The organism is Methylobacterium sp. Leaf99, assembly GCF_001422375.1.
Lineage (GTDB): Bacteria > Pseudomonadota > Alphaproteobacteria > Rhizobiales > Beijerinckiaceae > Methylobacterium.
Genome location: NZ_LMMU01000001.1, coordinates 1,964,195 through 1,978,446, shown reverse-complemented (window position 1 = coordinate 1,978,446; position 14,252 = coordinate 1,964,195). Strand labels below are relative to the sequence as shown.

General features: G+C 65.7%; 22 protein-coding genes. 10 read left to right on the top strand and 12 right to left on the bottom strand.

What is annotated here, in order from left to right:
* Positions 1-312 precede the first annotated feature (312 nt).
* Positions 313-2,634 carry a catalase/peroxidase HPI gene (gene katG / locus ASF28_RS09165; protein WP_056090503.1) on the bottom strand — a complete coding sequence of 774 codons (2,322 nt, stop codon included), beginning with the start codon at positions 2,632-2,634 and terminating at the stop codon, positions 313-315.
* Positions 2,635-3,582: 948 nt separating this feature from the next.
* Between katG and ASF28_RS09155 the strand changes: the two genes are divergently transcribed.
* Positions 3,583-4,173, top strand: coding sequence for a PAS domain-containing protein (locus tag ASF28_RS09155; RefSeq protein ID WP_056090495.1), 591 nt, complete (start codon positions 3,583-3,585; stop codon positions 4,171-4,173).
* A gap of 204 nt (positions 4,174-4,377) precedes the next feature.
* Here ASF28_RS09155 and ASF28_RS09150 read toward each other — a convergent pair whose 3' ends face one another.
* A complete protein-coding gene (locus ASF28_RS09150) occupies positions 4,378-5,427 on the bottom strand; it encodes a tyrosine-type recombinase/integrase (RefSeq protein ID WP_056090493.1) in 1,050 nt (349 codons plus the stop codon).
* Between the two features lie 331 nt (positions 5,428-5,758).
* Here ASF28_RS09150 and ASF28_RS21640 point away from each other — a divergent pair, with 331 nt between their 5' ends.
* Positions 5,759-5,968: a hypothetical protein gene (locus tag ASF28_RS21640; RefSeq protein WP_082476074.1), complete on the top strand. Its 210-nt coding sequence runs from the start codon at positions 5,759-5,761 to the stop codon at positions 5,966-5,968.
* 341 nt (positions 5,969-6,309) lie between these two features.
* Complete coding sequence (locus ASF28_RS09140; protein WP_056090488.1) at positions 6,310-6,630, top strand: hypothetical protein; 321 nt, start codon at positions 6,310-6,312, stop codon at positions 6,628-6,630.
* 32 nt (positions 6,631-6,662) lie between these two features.
* Here the strand turns inward: ASF28_RS09140 and ASF28_RS09135 are convergent, their stop codons facing one another.
* From ASF28_RS09135 to ASF28_RS09095, 9 genes are all read right to left on the bottom strand, one after another.
* Positions 6,663-6,980, bottom strand: coding sequence for a hypothetical protein (locus tag ASF28_RS09135; protein WP_056090485.1), 318 nt, complete (start codon positions 6,978-6,980; stop codon positions 6,663-6,665).
* A complete protein-coding gene (locus ASF28_RS09130; RefSeq protein ID WP_056090483.1) occupies positions 6,980-7,336 on the bottom strand; it encodes a hypothetical protein in 357 nt (118 codons plus the stop codon). Before ASF28_RS09130 ends, ASF28_RS09135 begins: the two co-directional genes overlap by 1 nt.
* Positions 7,336-7,752, bottom strand: coding sequence for a hypothetical protein (locus ASF28_RS09125; protein WP_056090479.1), 417 nt, complete (start codon positions 7,750-7,752; stop codon positions 7,336-7,338). The genes ASF28_RS09130 and ASF28_RS09125 overlap by 1 nt, the downstream gene beginning before the upstream one ends.
* Before the next feature lie 46 nt (positions 7,753-7,798).
* Positions 7,799-8,749: a hypothetical protein gene (locus tag ASF28_RS09120; protein ID WP_056090476.1), complete on the bottom strand. Its 951-nt coding sequence runs from the start codon at positions 8,747-8,749 to the stop codon at positions 7,799-7,801.
* A complete protein-coding gene (locus ASF28_RS09115; protein ID WP_056090472.1) occupies positions 8,746-9,720 on the bottom strand; it encodes a PD-(D/E)XK nuclease family protein in 975 nt (324 codons plus the stop codon). Before ASF28_RS09115 ends, ASF28_RS09120 begins: the two co-directional genes overlap by 4 nt.
* On the bottom strand, positions 9,707-9,898 hold the full coding sequence (locus tag ASF28_RS09110) for a hypothetical protein (protein WP_157085449.1): 192 nt from the start codon (positions 9,896-9,898) through the stop codon (positions 9,707-9,709). The genes ASF28_RS09115 and ASF28_RS09110 overlap by 14 nt, the downstream gene beginning before the upstream one ends.
* A gap of 8 nt (positions 9,899-9,906) precedes the next feature.
* Positions 9,907-10,122 (bottom strand): hypothetical protein, encoded by a 216-nt coding sequence (locus ASF28_RS09105; protein WP_056090467.1) that lies wholly within the window; start codon positions 10,120-10,122, stop codon positions 9,907-9,909.
* Positions 10,119-10,340 carry a hypothetical protein gene (locus ASF28_RS09100; RefSeq protein WP_056090464.1) on the bottom strand — a complete coding sequence of 74 codons (222 nt, stop codon included), beginning with the start codon at positions 10,338-10,340 and terminating at the stop codon, positions 10,119-10,121. Before ASF28_RS09100 ends, ASF28_RS09105 begins: the two co-directional genes overlap by 4 nt.
* A gap of 64 nt (positions 10,341-10,404) precedes the next feature.
* A complete protein-coding gene (locus ASF28_RS09095; RefSeq protein ID WP_157085447.1) occupies positions 10,405-10,854 on the bottom strand; it encodes a hypothetical protein in 450 nt (149 codons plus the stop codon).
* A gap of 179 nt (positions 10,855-11,033) precedes the next feature.
* Here ASF28_RS09095 and ASF28_RS22420 point away from each other — a divergent pair, with 179 nt between their 5' ends.
* Positions 11,034-11,297 (top strand): hypothetical protein, encoded by a 264-nt coding sequence (locus ASF28_RS22420; RefSeq protein ID WP_157085445.1) that lies wholly within the window; start codon positions 11,034-11,036, stop codon positions 11,295-11,297.
* A 3-nt stretch (positions 11,298-11,300) separates the two neighbouring features.
* Here the strand turns inward: ASF28_RS22420 and ASF28_RS21635 are convergent, their stop codons facing one another.
* On the bottom strand, positions 11,301-11,984 hold the full coding sequence (locus ASF28_RS21635) for an XRE family transcriptional regulator (RefSeq protein WP_162239993.1): 684 nt from the start codon (positions 11,982-11,984) through the stop codon (positions 11,301-11,303).
* An 88-nt stretch (positions 11,985-12,072) separates the two neighbouring features.
* On the opposite strand from ASF28_RS21635, the gene ASF28_RS23700 reads away from it, so the two are divergent.
* The 6 genes from ASF28_RS23700 (at position 12,073) to ASF28_RS09070 (ending at position 14,221) form a co-directional block, all read left to right on the top strand.
* Positions 12,073-12,303 (top strand): YdaS family helix-turn-helix protein, encoded by a 231-nt coding sequence (locus tag ASF28_RS23700; RefSeq protein WP_082476072.1) that lies wholly within the window; start codon positions 12,073-12,075, stop codon positions 12,301-12,303.
* Positions 12,300-12,719: a hypothetical protein gene (locus tag ASF28_RS22415; protein WP_157085443.1), complete on the top strand. Its 420-nt coding sequence runs from the start codon at positions 12,300-12,302 to the stop codon at positions 12,717-12,719. Before ASF28_RS23700 ends, ASF28_RS22415 begins: the two co-directional genes overlap by 4 nt.
* 77 nt (positions 12,720-12,796) lie before the next feature.
* The gene (locus ASF28_RS09085) at positions 12,797-13,159 is read left to right on the top strand and encodes a hypothetical protein (RefSeq protein ID WP_056090455.1); all 363 of its coding nucleotides are present in this window, start codon (positions 12,797-12,799) and stop codon (positions 13,157-13,159) included.
* The gene (locus tag ASF28_RS09080; RefSeq protein ID WP_056090451.1) at positions 13,156-13,347 is read left to right on the top strand and encodes a hypothetical protein; all 192 of its coding nucleotides are present in this window, start codon (positions 13,156-13,158) and stop codon (positions 13,345-13,347) included. Before ASF28_RS09085 ends, ASF28_RS09080 begins: the two co-directional genes overlap by 4 nt.
* 57 nt (positions 13,348-13,404) lie before the next feature.
* Entirely contained in the window at positions 13,405-13,731 is a 327-nt protein-coding gene (locus ASF28_RS09075; RefSeq protein WP_056090448.1) for a hypothetical protein, read from the top strand.
* Positions 13,732-13,786: 55 nt separating this feature from the next.
* Complete coding sequence (locus ASF28_RS09070; protein ID WP_056090445.1) at positions 13,787-14,221, top strand: MucR family transcriptional regulator; 435 nt, start codon at positions 13,787-13,789, stop codon at positions 14,219-14,221.
* Positions 14,222-14,252 lie beyond the last annotated feature (31 nt).

Sequence of the window (14,252 nt, the reverse complement as noted above, 5' to 3'; positions counted from 1 at the left end):
AGAAACCCGCTGACTGCTACTCGTCATGGACGTCTATGAGGGGTGGAAAGCGGCTACGCTGCTTTCCTAAGGCGAAAGCGAATAAGTGGACGTTCATTTGGAGATTCAGAAGCTGGACCCGTTTATTGGGACGCCTTCATCGCTGTCTGCACACGGGATCCCGATGGGCCACTCCGGTCCGACCGCACGGACGGACGGACCGCGCTGGGCAGATTACACGTCGTCTTTGCGCTGACCTGCATTCATCTCGTGATGACCCCCGTCTCACCGAAGGGTGAGAAGGGGGATACGGACTGCCGCGGCCGCCGTAGATTAAGCCGCCATAGGTCCGTAACGCCGGTGGCCCTTCACGTCGTACCGGTCCAGCATCATCACCTTGTCCCAGACCCGCACGAAATCCGTCACGAACCGGCCCTGGCCGTCGCTGCCGGCATAGGCGTCGGCGATGTTGCGCAGCTGGGCGTTCGATCCGAAGACGAGATCGTGGCGCGTGGCCGCGAATTTCGCCTGCCCGCTGTCGCGGTCCTTGAGGATGAACGCCGTCCCGGCCGGGTCGGTCTTCTCCCAGACCAGATTGGTGTCGGTCAGGTTGCGGAAGAAGTCCGTCGTCAGCAGGCCGACCCGGTCGGTGAAGATGCCCCGGTTCGAGCCATCGTGATTGGCGTTCAGGGCCCGCAAGCCGCCGGTCAGCACCACCCATTCCGGTGCGGTCAGCGTCAGCAGGTTGGCCTTGTCGAGGAACAGCTCCTCCGGCGACAGGCTGTGCGCCATCGCCCCGAACCCGTCGTCGACGTAGTTGCGGAAGCCGTCCGCCACGGGCTTGAGCCAGGTGAACATCTCGACGTCGGTCAGCGCCTGCGTGGTGTCGACCCGGCCGGGCGTGAACGGAACGGTGGTCTCGACCCCGGCGTCCCGGGCGGCCTTTTCCACGGCGGCACAGCCGGCGAGCACGATGAGGTCGGCCAGCGAGACCTGCTTGCCGTCGGTGCGCCCGCCATTGAACGCTGCCATGACCCCGCGGAGCGCCGCGACGACGGGCGCGGCCCGGCGGTTGACGGCCCAATCCTTCTGCGGGGCGAGGGCGAGGCGGCCGCCGTTGGCGCCGCCGCGCTTGTCGCTGTCGCGGTAGGTCGCGGCCGCCGAGAAGGCCGTGAAGGCGAGATCCGAGACCGAGAGGCCCTTGGCCAGGATCGCCTGTTTGAGGGCGGTGACCTCGGCCTCGCCCACCGGGGCGTAGGCGGCATCGGGGATCGGGTCCTGCCAGAGCAGGCCGTTCTCGATAGTTACCTCCGGACCGAGGTAGCGATGCTTCGGGCCCATATCGCGGTGGGTAAGCTTGTACCACGCCTTGGAGAAGGCCTGCGTGAAGGCGTCGAAATCGTTGAGGAACTTCTCGCAGACCTTGCGGTACTCAGGATCGACCTTCAGGGCGATGTCGGACGTCATCATCATGAGGGGATGCATCTGGCCCGCGACGTGGGCGTCGGGGGTTTTGGGCGCATTCGGATCCTTCGGGGTCCACTGCAGGGCTCCGGCCGGGCTCTTGGTCTGCTCCCACTCGAATTTGAAGAGGTTCTCCAGGTAGTCATTGTCCCATTGCGTGGGATTGGAGGTCCAGCTGCCCTCGATGCCGTTGGTCATCGTGTCCTTGCCCGAGCCTGCGCCCTTCGGGTTGTGCCAGCCGAGCCCCATCGCCTCCATCGGCGCCATTTCCGGCGGCGGTCCGATCTCCTTGGCGGGGGTCATGCCGTGGCTTTTGCCGAAGGCGTGGCCGCCGGCGATCAGCGCCACGGTCTCCTCGTTGTTCATGGCCATGCGAGTGAAGGTCACCCGGATGTCGTTGGCCGAGCCCTGCGGATCGCCGTTGGCGTAGGGACCCTCGGGATTCACGTAGATCAGCGCCTGGTGGGAAGCGGCGAGCGGGTTCTCCAGGTCGTAGTCGGCGTCGCCGTTCTTGCCGCGCCAGCGCTGGTCGCGGTTAACCATCTCGTCGAAGCTCGACACCGAGCCCATCTCGACGACCTCGGGACCCCAGTAGGTGGCGTCGTCCGCTTCCCAGGCATCCAAGCGCCCCCCGGCGAATCCGTAGGTCGGCAGGCCCATGATCTCCAGGGCGCAGTTGCCGGTAAGCACCATCAGGTCGGCCCAGGACAGGGCGTTACCATACTTGTGCTTGATCGGCTGCAGGAGGCGGCGAGACTTGTCGGTGTTGCCGTTATCCCACCAACTTGAGATCGGCGCGAAACGCTGCATCCCGGTGCCAGCGCCGCCCCGCCCATCCGCGATGCGATAGGTTCCGGCCGAGTGCCAGGCCATGCGGATCATCTGCGGGCCGTAATTGCTGTAATCGGACGGCCACCACGCCACCGACGAGGTCAGGAACTGCTTGATGTCCCCCTTAAGCGCGTCGAGGTCGATGGTGGCGAAGGCGCTGGCGTAGTCGAAATCGGGCCCAAGCGGATCGGCCGCGAGCCCGTTGTGATGAAGGAGCTCGACCCTCAGACGGTGCGGATACCAGTTCTCCAGCGCCGGGCGGCTGCCGAAGGCCCCGCCGATACGGTCACCTCCGAACGGGCACTTGCCCTCCATCGGGTACGATTCGGTATTAGTCTTGTCAGTCGTCATCTCGTTCATCAACATCTCCTTTGGGGCAGGACCGACGTCGCCGGAACTGATCAGGCCGATCTGTCGCCGACGGCAGCGCTGGGCGTGGCGCTCGTCGCGAGACGGACGCGCTTCAACGATCCTGCATCGCGCAGCGACATCAGCCGCGGGTCTCGAAAATCAAGGTGCCGTAGCACTCGCTCGGGCTTGAAGGCCTCCGACGAGCCTAGGGAGAAGCTATCTCACATTTGCGCGAGCCTATCGCGCGCAATCTAAATGCCCGCCGGCTTTTTATCGATCACCGCGCGCACCGGATCACCACTGCCGCCGTCCGCCGGAACCAAAACCTCGGAGTCGGGTCGGGACACGTCCGTGCGCTCTACGACCGGGTCGAGTGGGAAGAGGACGGTGCCTAATGGTAAGGGAAGCTGGCGTCCTTCAAACGGTCGGATCGCACTAGCGATCCGACCGTGACGATTTCACCCCGGCGGCGTCGCGGACGATTTGAAGGCAGCGCAGGCGGTCCTGAGGATCCTCGATCTCGACGAAAGCCCTGACCAGGTCTGTGCATTGCTGGGTTAGGATGCATTCGCCTTGCCGCGCTCTGTCCGTCGCGGGTCCGACTGCATTCGGGGGGGTGGGGGCCTCGCTGAGCTGCGCGGTGGCGATCCCGAGTGTGTACGCGATCCGCTCGAGGAGCTCCTGCTGGTGCCAGGGTCGGCCTTGTTGTCTATCTGCGTCGGGATCCGTGGGTGAGGTCTGGATCTCCTCGAGGGCAGTCAACTTACGCCCCATCGCTAGCCTCTCAGGTCGGTTGGTTTGCGCTCGAATTACACGGAGTCACAAAACATTACATTTATGCATCATTACGTACGGAAACGATAGAACCGCGGGATTCGGGGGATTGAAATCTTCTACCGAAGTGCGAAGTCAGCTAATACCAAATGATGGTTAGCACGCTCAATCGCGGGGGGCGCAATGGGGCAACGTACGCCATACGCCGAAGCGGCTGCTCAGATCCTCTTGCAGGATGCCCTTGATGCATCTGAGACGATCGGCCGGTGGGAGTACGACGTAATCAACGACCGAGCATACGCGGACGCGCTCGTGGCCCTGGTGTTCAACCTAGACCCCTTGGCGGCAGAGACAGGTGCTCCCCTAAAGGCCTTCCTAGCCGGCATCCACCCCGATGATCGGGAGCGGGCCACTCAGACGATCGCCAGGAGCGTTGAGGACGGCCTTTCTTGCACCCTGGAATACCGCGTCTGCTCTGCCGACGGCGTAACCCGTTGGGTGCTGGATCGTGGCCGCTTCACCCACGATCGCGAAGGCCGTCCGACCCGGGGCACCGGCATTCTTGTCGACATCACCCAAATGAAGCAGGAGGCGGCTGCCCCTGTCCTTACCTCTCCGTTGGAACGCGCGGCCGAGCACTGCCTCGCCGCTCGTGAGGCCATCCACGAGCTCCCGCATTCGGTGCTGCACCAGATGAGCGACATGCTCCTCTTTGAGATCGGACGGGAGCTTTCGCGCATCGGTGGTTCTGAACGCCGTGGCAAGGCGAACTGATAGTTTGAAGGCCGATGCTGAGCGGCCCCGTAAAGTCGATGTGAGTGGCCGCTTTCCACCCACGCCAGTCGTAGGTCATCTTCCATCACGCTCCGGGAAGCGGACCTTCCGAGAGGCTGAGATGCGGCGGAAACGAACCCTAAATGAAATCTCCAAGCGTAAAATATAACTGCTGGGGCGAAAAAGCTTTGGGAAGCTCAATACTCAACGACTCAATTTTTGGGTCACATCCGAGAGCCGCAGGATAGCTGCCTGCCCGCTCGCCTTCCGGTCGGCGAAGCGCGCGTATCGCTCGATCATGGCGAGCGACATACCAATCACGTCCTGGATTTGCGCCGTGCTCAGGCCGGCCCGACGTAGCCGAATGACAGCCGTCGCTCTCAAGCCGTGCAGGGTCACCCCCTTCAGCGCCGTAATATCCTTGCGCTGTTCGTCGAAGTGCTTCGAGAACAGCTTGCGCGTGAACGGGCGACCGGAAGCCTGTCGGACGAATGGTCCAGGCACCCTCTCCCACCCCTCCATCTCCTTCGCCAGCTCCGGCACGATCGGGCACCAGACCTCACGTTTGGTCTTCTGCTGCGCCAGCCGGAAACCGTTTTCGTCGACGTCTGTGGGTCCGATGCGGACCACGTCCGAGCCCCGCTGTCCGGTGAAGATCATCAGGAACACGCCGCGGCGCACGGCGCCCGTGAGCTGCTTCTGCGCAGCCTGAATCTGAGCGTCCGTCCAGGGTTTGTGGCCGCCCTGGCTCGCATAGGGCTCAATGCCCTCGGTGATCGACGCAACGAGGTGATCCCGAACCACTCCCCACGATGACACCGCGCGCATGCTGCTGAGGAAGTTGTTCCCGGCCCCGGGCCTGTCGGCCAGCCCGTCGACGACGCCACGGATCATGCTGGCCCGCATCTGCTCGGCCGGCGTCGTACCGAAGCCAGCCCGCGCGATCTTGATCTGGCGCAGGTAGAGCGAGCGGGTGCCTTCACCTTTTCCCTTAAACTGCGGCGAGTCGAGGTAGAGGTCGAGGACGTCCCCGAACGTCTTGACCATCACGGCGCCACCGATGCCCTGCGCCTCGCGGAGGGCAATCCAGAATTTCGGATCCGTCGGATCGTCGGGCAAGCGAACGGGCTGGGCAGCGTATGGCGTCCCGCGCCCGGGAGACCAGTAGAAATACTCGCGCCCACCCGTCTTCACGTGGTGGACGCCCTTAGGCAGGTCGACGGTTGCCGCCCGCTTTCGCCGCTTCAAGGGCACGTCTCACTCCTGCCTGGGCATCAACCGCAATCGGATCGTTCTCTCCGCCTTCCATGGAAGAGAGGGCGTGGTCCACGGACGCCCAACGCCATCGGACGCATCCGGAGGACAGCCGCACCGGGCGGGGCAGCACGCCCCGGCGCACCATCTCATCGACGGTACTTTCCCCGATCTGCAGCTCGGCAGCGAGGGTAGCGCGAGTCATGTAAGCGGATGGCATCTACACGGCCTCCTTCGCCCAAGCGCGGTCAGTGCCGGAGGCGTACTCCCAGAAACCCATCCGAACCGTCCCCTCCCCCAGTGCGTTGCCCGCGCAACCGGAGAGCGATGCATGTCCAACCTGAGCGCTTCGAATCAGAACCTGCCCGAGACGACCTACGACCAGGCGCGGGGGGAACGTGAGCAGCACCCCAAGCCTGACGAGGGCGGAGCGGCCGTATCCCCGCGCGACGCCGATCACGGCACGGTACGGGAGACGCCCGAGGGACCGAGCGACCGGCCTGGCACGGAAGCCGAGGAAGAGAAGCACCGGCACGAGTAGCAAGGCACCCGAGATGCGGGGCTGGCGGTAACAACCCTGGCGTCCAGGCCCCTTCCGGAGTGCGGAGCCCGCGCAGGTGAGGGTCTGGCTGTAGCCGGCCATCGTCAGCTTAGCGACGGAGTGGGGTATCGTCTCAATCATCGCCTGCTCTCGCTGCCGGTCCTAGAGACGGCGTACAGGGCGTAGACTGCCCGCGTGCCCGTGTTGACGCAGAGAAAGGACATATCCCCTATGGGGAAATGTTCGCACGAGAGTTGATGTTTTTGGTGATTCGTTAGCGATTTGCCCGTCAGATTACAGACCGGACTTGGGTCCATATTTCTGTCTGATGAGGCCTCCGAATGGCGTCGGCGTTTGCGGATATTGAAGCAGGAAGTGAAGGTACGTTCGCCTTCATCGCGATCGACGAGCATACCTTCAAAGGCTGCGTCATCCACAAGGCTACGGACCTCGGGGCTCACCTGATCATGCTCAATACGAGCGGAGTGCCCAGCGAGTTCATTCTGTACCCAATGGGCCTTGATAGAGCTCAGCTCTGTAAGGTGATTTGGCGCACTGATGAAGCTATAGGGGCGTGGTTCGAGGCTAACGCCGATGAAGGCTACAACATGCCTCTCGCCCCGGTCGACAGTTGCGCCAAGCCGACCACACTGCTGCAGTGAAACCCGGGCGTGATGGATGTTGCCTTCGCAGGTCATGCGGAGGCTCCCTGCTGCAGCTTTCGCAGACGGTTGAGGGTAGGATGGACGCTGGTCGGCGAGAGGCCGAAACGCCGGGCGAGGTCGTCTTTGCCGACGCCGGCAGCGTGAGCGGCGAGCATCCGTGTTTTCGCAGCGTCATCCATGCCGGGCTTGCCGCGCCGGCAGTTGGCCGAAATGTCCCGCGTGTGCTCGAGGACGCACCGCCCGGAGCGGCCGAACTCGGCACCGATGGCCGAGAGAGACATCCCGCGGGCGCGCATCCCACGCATCCGCTCGCGCTCGTGGTTAGTGACGGCGGGCCCGGTCGCCATCACGCTACCTCGGACGCGGTGCGGCGGGCCGGGCGGACCATCGCGAGCCAGCCGCGCCATGGGCTCGTCCGCGATTCCGATGCCGGCGGGACTTTTGGCACCAGGTTCAGCACCGGAGCGGGGCGTGCATCCGAGCCAAGGCCGCACCGGCGGACCTGCGCGACCAGGCGCTCCAGATCGGCGATGGTCTCGGCGTCCTCGTCGATTTCGGTGACGCGGCGGAAGGTGTCCCGGTTCTCGGGCTGCACGCCGATGCGCGCGGCGTCGCGCCGGGTCCGGTCGTAGCGCAGAGCCAGCGCCTGGGCGCGGCGGGCGAGGTCGTCGATCTGGCGGTCGGGGATAGCTTGTGCCCGCATCACAGCCTCCCGAGATCGGCGGCGACGCACTGGACGCGATGGGCGGCGAGCAGCACTACGTTCTCGGGCTGCGGCTGAGCGGTCTCCTGCACCGCGTGGTGGTCGCAGAATTCCTTGGCGTGGTTGAGGATGTTCATGCCCGCCTGCGCATCGCCGACGGCAAACGCCGCCATGGCTGCGCCGATCTGGGTTCCCACAATGCCGTGGGCCGTGCGCAGCCGGCGGGTCTCCGCGATGGCGGTACCGAGAGTAGCTGCCTCCAGGCGCGCAGCGGCTGTACCCTCCCAGACCTTCAGCCGCTCGGCGAGGTCGCTGTAGGTCGGCAGTCCGGCCATGATCAGGCCCCGGTCGCATATGTCGACGACGAGGATGGGGTCGGGGCGCTCGGGCGCGTGATGCTCGACGGGTTCGGTCATGGAACGGGCTCCTGAGGGCTTGGCGGCAGTGGATCGGGAGAGTTCGTCAGGCGGCTTCGTCGCGGCCGGCCTCGGGCTCGCCACCGTCGGCGCTGGCGGCGCGCTCCAGCAGCTCGGGGCCGATGGCATCGAGGGCGCGGTCAGCCCGCTCCTCGAGCTCGAGGCGGAAGGCGTCGAGCGCCTGGCGGCCCTGGTCGGCGGCGGCCCGGGCGGCGGCGAAGAGCCGGTCCTTGGCGGACTGCGGCCTGCTACCCTCAGCGGGCGCTGGGTTGGCGGCTGGCTTCGCGTGGTCACCGCAAGCCCAGCGCGCGAGCGCGGCGCCGTGCTCTTCGCTGATGCGCTCGCCGTGCTTGAAGATGTCCTGGTGGGCGCCTTCCATCTTCCAGGACTTCGGGTCGGACAGGTCGATGTATCCTTTCCGATCCGATTCCAACCGGAAGGACACCGTTACCTCGAAGGGGAACTGCTTGTTGGTGATCGACTTGAAAGTCTTCGTGTTCGGCGGGACGAAGCTCTCCTCGCCCCGGATCGAGAAGATGATCGGGATGCGGCGCTGCAGGAACGAGTAGACCATGGCCTTGTGGGCCATCTTCGGCTTGATCCAGGACGTGCCCTTGGTGCTGTCCTTGCCGCCCATGCGCTCGTGCTCGGCGGCCTGCCATTCGAGGACGCCGCCCAGGCCGACCCACTCCATCGAGAAGCTGTCGATGACGAGGGCGTCGTAGCCCGCGACCTCGGCAGCCTTCGCGGCCTCGGCGAAGCGCTCCGGCCGGAACGGCGGGTCCATGATGTTCGCGTCGAACTGAAACTCGTTCTTCAGGTGCAGCGTCCGACCGCCCTCGGTGTCGAGGACCGCCACCTTGCCGGTCGGGCCGGCGATGCCGCGCGCGAGCCGCAGCGCCGAGAAGGTCTTGCCCGAGTTTGTCCCCCCGGTGAGGGAGACGAAGACGCCGGCGCGATCCGTAAACCGGTTTGCTGGGACGAAGCTGAACGTCACGCCGCGTCCTCCCAATCGAGGGGCCGCCACGGGCTGCTGTTGAGGTCGAAGCTCTGGACCTCCTGGGCGAGCTCCGATTCCTCGCGCTCAAGCCAGCGCTTCTGTGCCCACTCTGGGTACTCGACCCGCACGATCTGGCTCGGGTAGCCGGCCCAGGTGCCGGACTTCATCGCCTTGCTCCACCGGGCGAGCGCGAGGCTGACCTTGTGGGCGCCGATGTGCAGGCCTGCGGCGTCAGCCTCGGCCACGCAGGTCCCGTGCGGGGCGTCGTTCTCGATGAAGATCCAGCGGAAGACGATGCGGCCCTGCAGGTGTGGGAACAGCAAGCCCAGGACGTGGATGTAGAACGCGGCCTGCACCTCCATGCCCATGTTCTCGACACGGCGGCCGAGGGTCTGCGGCGCGGCGGACTGGTCTCCGGTCTTCACATCCCAGATGATGGCGTGGGTGTCGTGGATCTCGACGCGATCCATCATGATTCGCAGCCAGGCGCCGGACCGATCGCGAGCGATGGCCACCACCTCGGCGGGCGCGGACTGGAAACCCTCGCAGCCCTCGATGCGGGCGAGTCGAAGCGCGACCTGCTCGGCCAACGTCTCGGCCTTCTCGCAGTCGGGGCGCAGGATCGGGGCATCACCGGCGGCGTAGGCGGCGGCCCGGGCGGCCTTCGCGGCGCCGCCCTTGTAGTCGGCGGCGTCGATGATCACGAGGTCGGCGCCGTGCCCGAGGATGAGCTTGTGGGCCGCGGTGCCAATCTCCATCGGCCGGGTTGGATCGCGGCCCGCATCAGGCGCTTTCCCGAGGCGCGGATGCTCGACGTAGGCGTGCTCCTGGCTGTGCGTGATCAGCACCTTGGCGATCGACGACGACAGGCTCGGCTCCGGCGCCGGATCAGCATGGTAGACGTCGGCCGGCATCTGGAAGAGGCCGGGCCCGGGCACCGAGCCCTCGGTGTGGTCAACGATCAGCATGTGCGGTCTCCATCGGGATCTCGGCAGCCTCTTCGGCTGCGGCAGCGGAGCGGACCTGCTTGTCGAGCGTGTCGACGGCCTGCACCGTTTCGTTGCTGAGGAGCCCGCCGTGCGCTTCGTCGATGCGGATGAAGCGGACCACGCGCCGGGCGGCGGTCAGAAGGGTTTCATCGGCCATGGCGGCGGTCACTCTGCTGCGGCGAGGAGGGCGGGCGGTTCAGCGAGGGCGGCTGCGGCGTTGGCCTGCTCGATCCAGGCCTCGGCGAAGGCGATGCGCTCGGCGGCGCAGTCGGCCGGCTCGATGACCATGAAAGCGCCGACCCCGTGCCGGTCCTCGATGGTGGCGCGCGTGCCGAACCGGATGCGGTACGGGGCGCGGCGGTAGAGGTCAGCGACGCTCACGGGCGGACCCTCCAGCCGATGGCCAGGGCCAGCGCCGTGAGGATCACCGCCGGCACAATCGCCAAGAGGCGCAGGACGTGCCCAGCCAACAGGATCACGCCGTCGGCGGCGGGCGTGGGGGTCGCGAGCCCGCCGTGCAGGCGGAGGCCGATGTCGGCGAGCGCGGCAACGAGGGCACCGACGATGAAGGGTCCGAAGACGATGGCACTGGCGCTCATGGCCGGCTCGCGATGTGGGGGTGGATAGGCCGGGCCGCCCGGCGTGAGCGGCCCGGTGGGCGGCTCAGGCGGCGCGGCGGTGATCCAGGCAGTCGGCCGGACCGAGGCGCTCGGCTTCGAACTCGGCGTAGGCGAGCCGATTGGTTTCGACCCAGGCCATAGGCTGCGGGATGCCGTGGCGGGTGAAGGCATCGTCCAGGCTGCGGGGCAGCTCGATCGCGGCGGCCTCGACGAAGGCGGCGACGTCCCGGAGGATCGCGGCGGTGACGTCGGTGAGCGCCAGGGCGCCGGGCGTCAGATCGACCGCATAGACCGCCGTCAGCACGTGGTCGTTGAGCTGGTCGGTGCCGAGGTACTCGATCACGTTGGCGGCGGTGTCGCCGACGCGGGTCTCGGCCAAAATGCGCTCGTCAGCAGACCCGCGCCGCGGGACGGTGAAGTGGATGATGTGAGTGAGCGGGGAGGTCGCGGACGGAGCGAACCGGCGGGCGATCTCAGGGAATGCGGCGGGCATCGGCGTCTCCATCGGCGTGAGCTGATGGGACGACAACTACTACTCTGGTTGTTGGGTGTCAACTACCAAGGTATGCAGTCGGTTGTCGGTTGTTATCCACATGGACCCGACGGCGATGCCCGTTGACTCATTTTAGAACAAAGCGCGAACATCGAGTCGAGCATCAACAAGGGTATCCCATGCCTGCAGCTGAGACCGTGAAGACGTATTATGTCGTGCAAAGCTTCACGAAGGAGCATGCTGGGCTCCGGATGGATGCACCCATACAAGCCAACAGCGAGAGCAGCGCCAGGAAAACGGCAGAACGGCTTTCACAGCGTAAAGCGGCTGTGGTGGCGATTGCTCGGACGGGAAATCCCACAACGGGGGAATTTGAGGAGCCAACTGTCCTCGCCCAGTACGGCCGGCTCGACGACGAGGACGACATGGGCCTGCCGTTCTGAGGTCTACCGGAAGTTTTTAGAAACGATCCGGTGTCGCGTTTCCCACTCAGCCCGGCCGAGGTTGAACTCCTTGTCCGGGCTAAACTGCCGGACGCGCCACTCGTCTTCCGTTGCGGACAGAAAGCGCTTCACCATAGCCTTGGGCTCATCGTCCGATCGTGCGTAAAAAACGCAGGACGTGTTTGCGAGCACGGGAAGTCTGGGGTTCACCATGAGGATGTCGCCCGGCTCGAACTCGGGAGACATCGATTCACCAACCAAATATATGGCGTACCCGTCCTTCACGCCTTGCAACAAAGGCGGTCTCTTTACAGTACCGATCGAGTCCCGCTCAATAAGTAGAGCCCCCTGACCGCCCTCTGCCGATGCGTAGAGAGGAACATCTCCTACCAAACCAGCTGCAGCTGCCCAATACGCAGGATCGCGCGCGAACTCCGGAAGCTGCTGCTGAGGCCGGCTCGCTGCACGTGGGGCATCGGCCCCAACACGTCCAAAAGCATCTTCTGGGAACTGGCTGGCGTCGAGGTTCAGCTCTCTAATGATCGCGGGTAGCAGGGACGACGACTGAACCAACCCCTGCTCAATCTTGGCAACCGTAGCCTGCGAAGCGCCGATCGCCTTGGCGAGCTTCGCTTGACTTAAGCCCAGGGCGTCTCTGCCCTCGCGGATGGTGTCATGCCACGTCATATCAACGCACCCTACAACCTCGGTTGTGGGAACGCTCGGACAACCTGGTTGTTGACTACCAACAACCTCAGTGGTTATATCTGGGCCCATGAGTACTCGACCTCTCATTCAAGCCGCGATAGCGATCCTCGGATCCGAGGCGAAGCTGGGTTCAGCCTGCGGAGTTTCGCAGGGTGCGATCTGGAAGGCTAAGCGCGCCGGGCGTGTATCCGGTGAGTTGGCGGTAGCCATAGAGAGGGCGACAAAGGGTGCTGTGCCCCGGTGGCAGCTACGCCCTGATCTGTGGGACTCACCGATTGCTACCGAGGTTGCCGCATGAGCACCCGGCAGACTTCTGATGAGCCTAGCGTTCTATCGGCAACATCGGCCGACACCATCGTGGACCACGCGTTAGCGGAGCCCTTTAACGGCGTCGCTCAACTTCTTTTATTCGAGATCTTGACGCATGCCGATGAAGCGGGGCGTGTCGCGTCGCCCAAGCGCGCCACCTATCGCCCCGCCCTGATCGCCCAGGTGGATACCGGTGACGTGGTGCAGTCCGCCCACCACACGTCCGAGGGAGCGCATCTGGCCGCGCGATCTCCATCGCGCGCGCCGCCTGTCGCCATTCGCCTCGCCGCTTCTGTCTCGTGTCTTTGGTCGGGCGTCGTCTTTTTGCGTGATCGTCTATGCCGGCAAGCTGCCGATCGCGCCTCTGTGCCTGCGTATCCCTCAACTTTGAACGGGTGCCGCTGATGTCCGCTGCCACCCTCAGCTCCGATTTCCTATCCTCCTCAACGTCGTCCCCGATGTGCACAACATCGGGGATAACTATGGGAAAGTCCGGACAAGCCCAGCGAAAGGTTGGGCCGGTTGATGGCCGAACATTAGCGGAACGGGTCAGCGCGTTTCTCCGCGATCAGCACCCGCTGAAGACCGCCCTCTGCGTCGAGGCCGAGACCAACATCCCGGCCAACACCGTCCGGAAGTGGCTCGAGCAGGGCAATGCTCCGAACGGCCCGGCCTACGACGCGCTGGTGCAGCGCTACGGCGCCGCGTTCCTCTGCCGCGTCCATCCGGACCGCGCCGACGCCTGGTTCGTCGACGTCGCCCGGCAGCAGGAGCAGGAGCGCCTCGAGCGCGCCGCGGCAGCGATCCGCCAGCAGCTCGCCGATGTCCTGGAGGGTCGCGCATGATCGGGCCCCTGATCGCCCGCGCGCTCGCCTCGGCCCTGCGCGGCCTCTCCATTCCGCTTCTGCTCATCGGCTCGTGGGCGACCCCACTGCTGATGCTGTCGCGCCGTTGCGAAGACGCCGCGCGCGAGTGGGACCCCCGCCTCTGGGACCGCACGCGCCGCCGCACGCCGAACGATTCGCGCAACTGAGCGAACAGCCCATGGCGGGCGGCGTGGTGCCGTTCGGCCAACCCTTCGGAGAGCATCATGGTGGACGGCGGAGAACAGGCGCGGGCGTTCGCGGCACGCGACCACGCGGCCAATCCCTACCGGCCCGACGAGCAACGCGTTGCGGCCTACCTGGCGCAACTCCGTCCCGCCCTCGACGCCGGCGACGATCCGGTCGGAACCCTGATCGCGTCGCACGCGGCCCTCGTATTCGAGCGTCAGGTCACCGCCGAGGCCATCGAGCGCCGGATTGGTAGCGCCGTCGAGACCCTCGGTTCGCAGGTCCGGCAGGACACCCGCGCGCGCGGAGAGCCCCGGGTGCCCCGACGGGAAGAGCCCTCGCCTGAAGCGCGACCGCGTCCCTGATCCCATCCGCCGGCGGGCGGATCCCGCCAAGCCCTTCCCCCTGGAGACCGAACCCATGTCCGACACGCCCCCCACCGATACACCGCCCTACGTCGAACTCGCGGTTGCCGTCGTCCAAGCCTACGTCAGCGGAAACTCGCTGCCGGCCTCTGATCTGCCGAGCCTGATCCGCAGCACGCACGCCGCACTCGTGCAGCTCGCCACGGGAGAGGCCGCTGCGCCGGCCGAACCCGCCGGGCCGCTCGTTCCGGCTGTCCCGATCAAGAAATCGGTCACCCCCGACCACATCGTGTGCCTCGAGGACGGCCGCACACTGAAGTCGCTCAAGCGCCACCTGCGTGCCCGGTACGACATGAGCCCCGAGCAGTACCGCACGAAGTGGGGCCTGCCCTCCGACTATCCGATGGTGGCGCCGAACTACGCGGCCCAGCGCTCGGCCCTCGCGAAGTCTTTCGGCCTCGGCCAGCAGCGCCCGCCCATCGCCGCCTGATCCCCAGAAACCAAACCGCCCGGTTCCTATG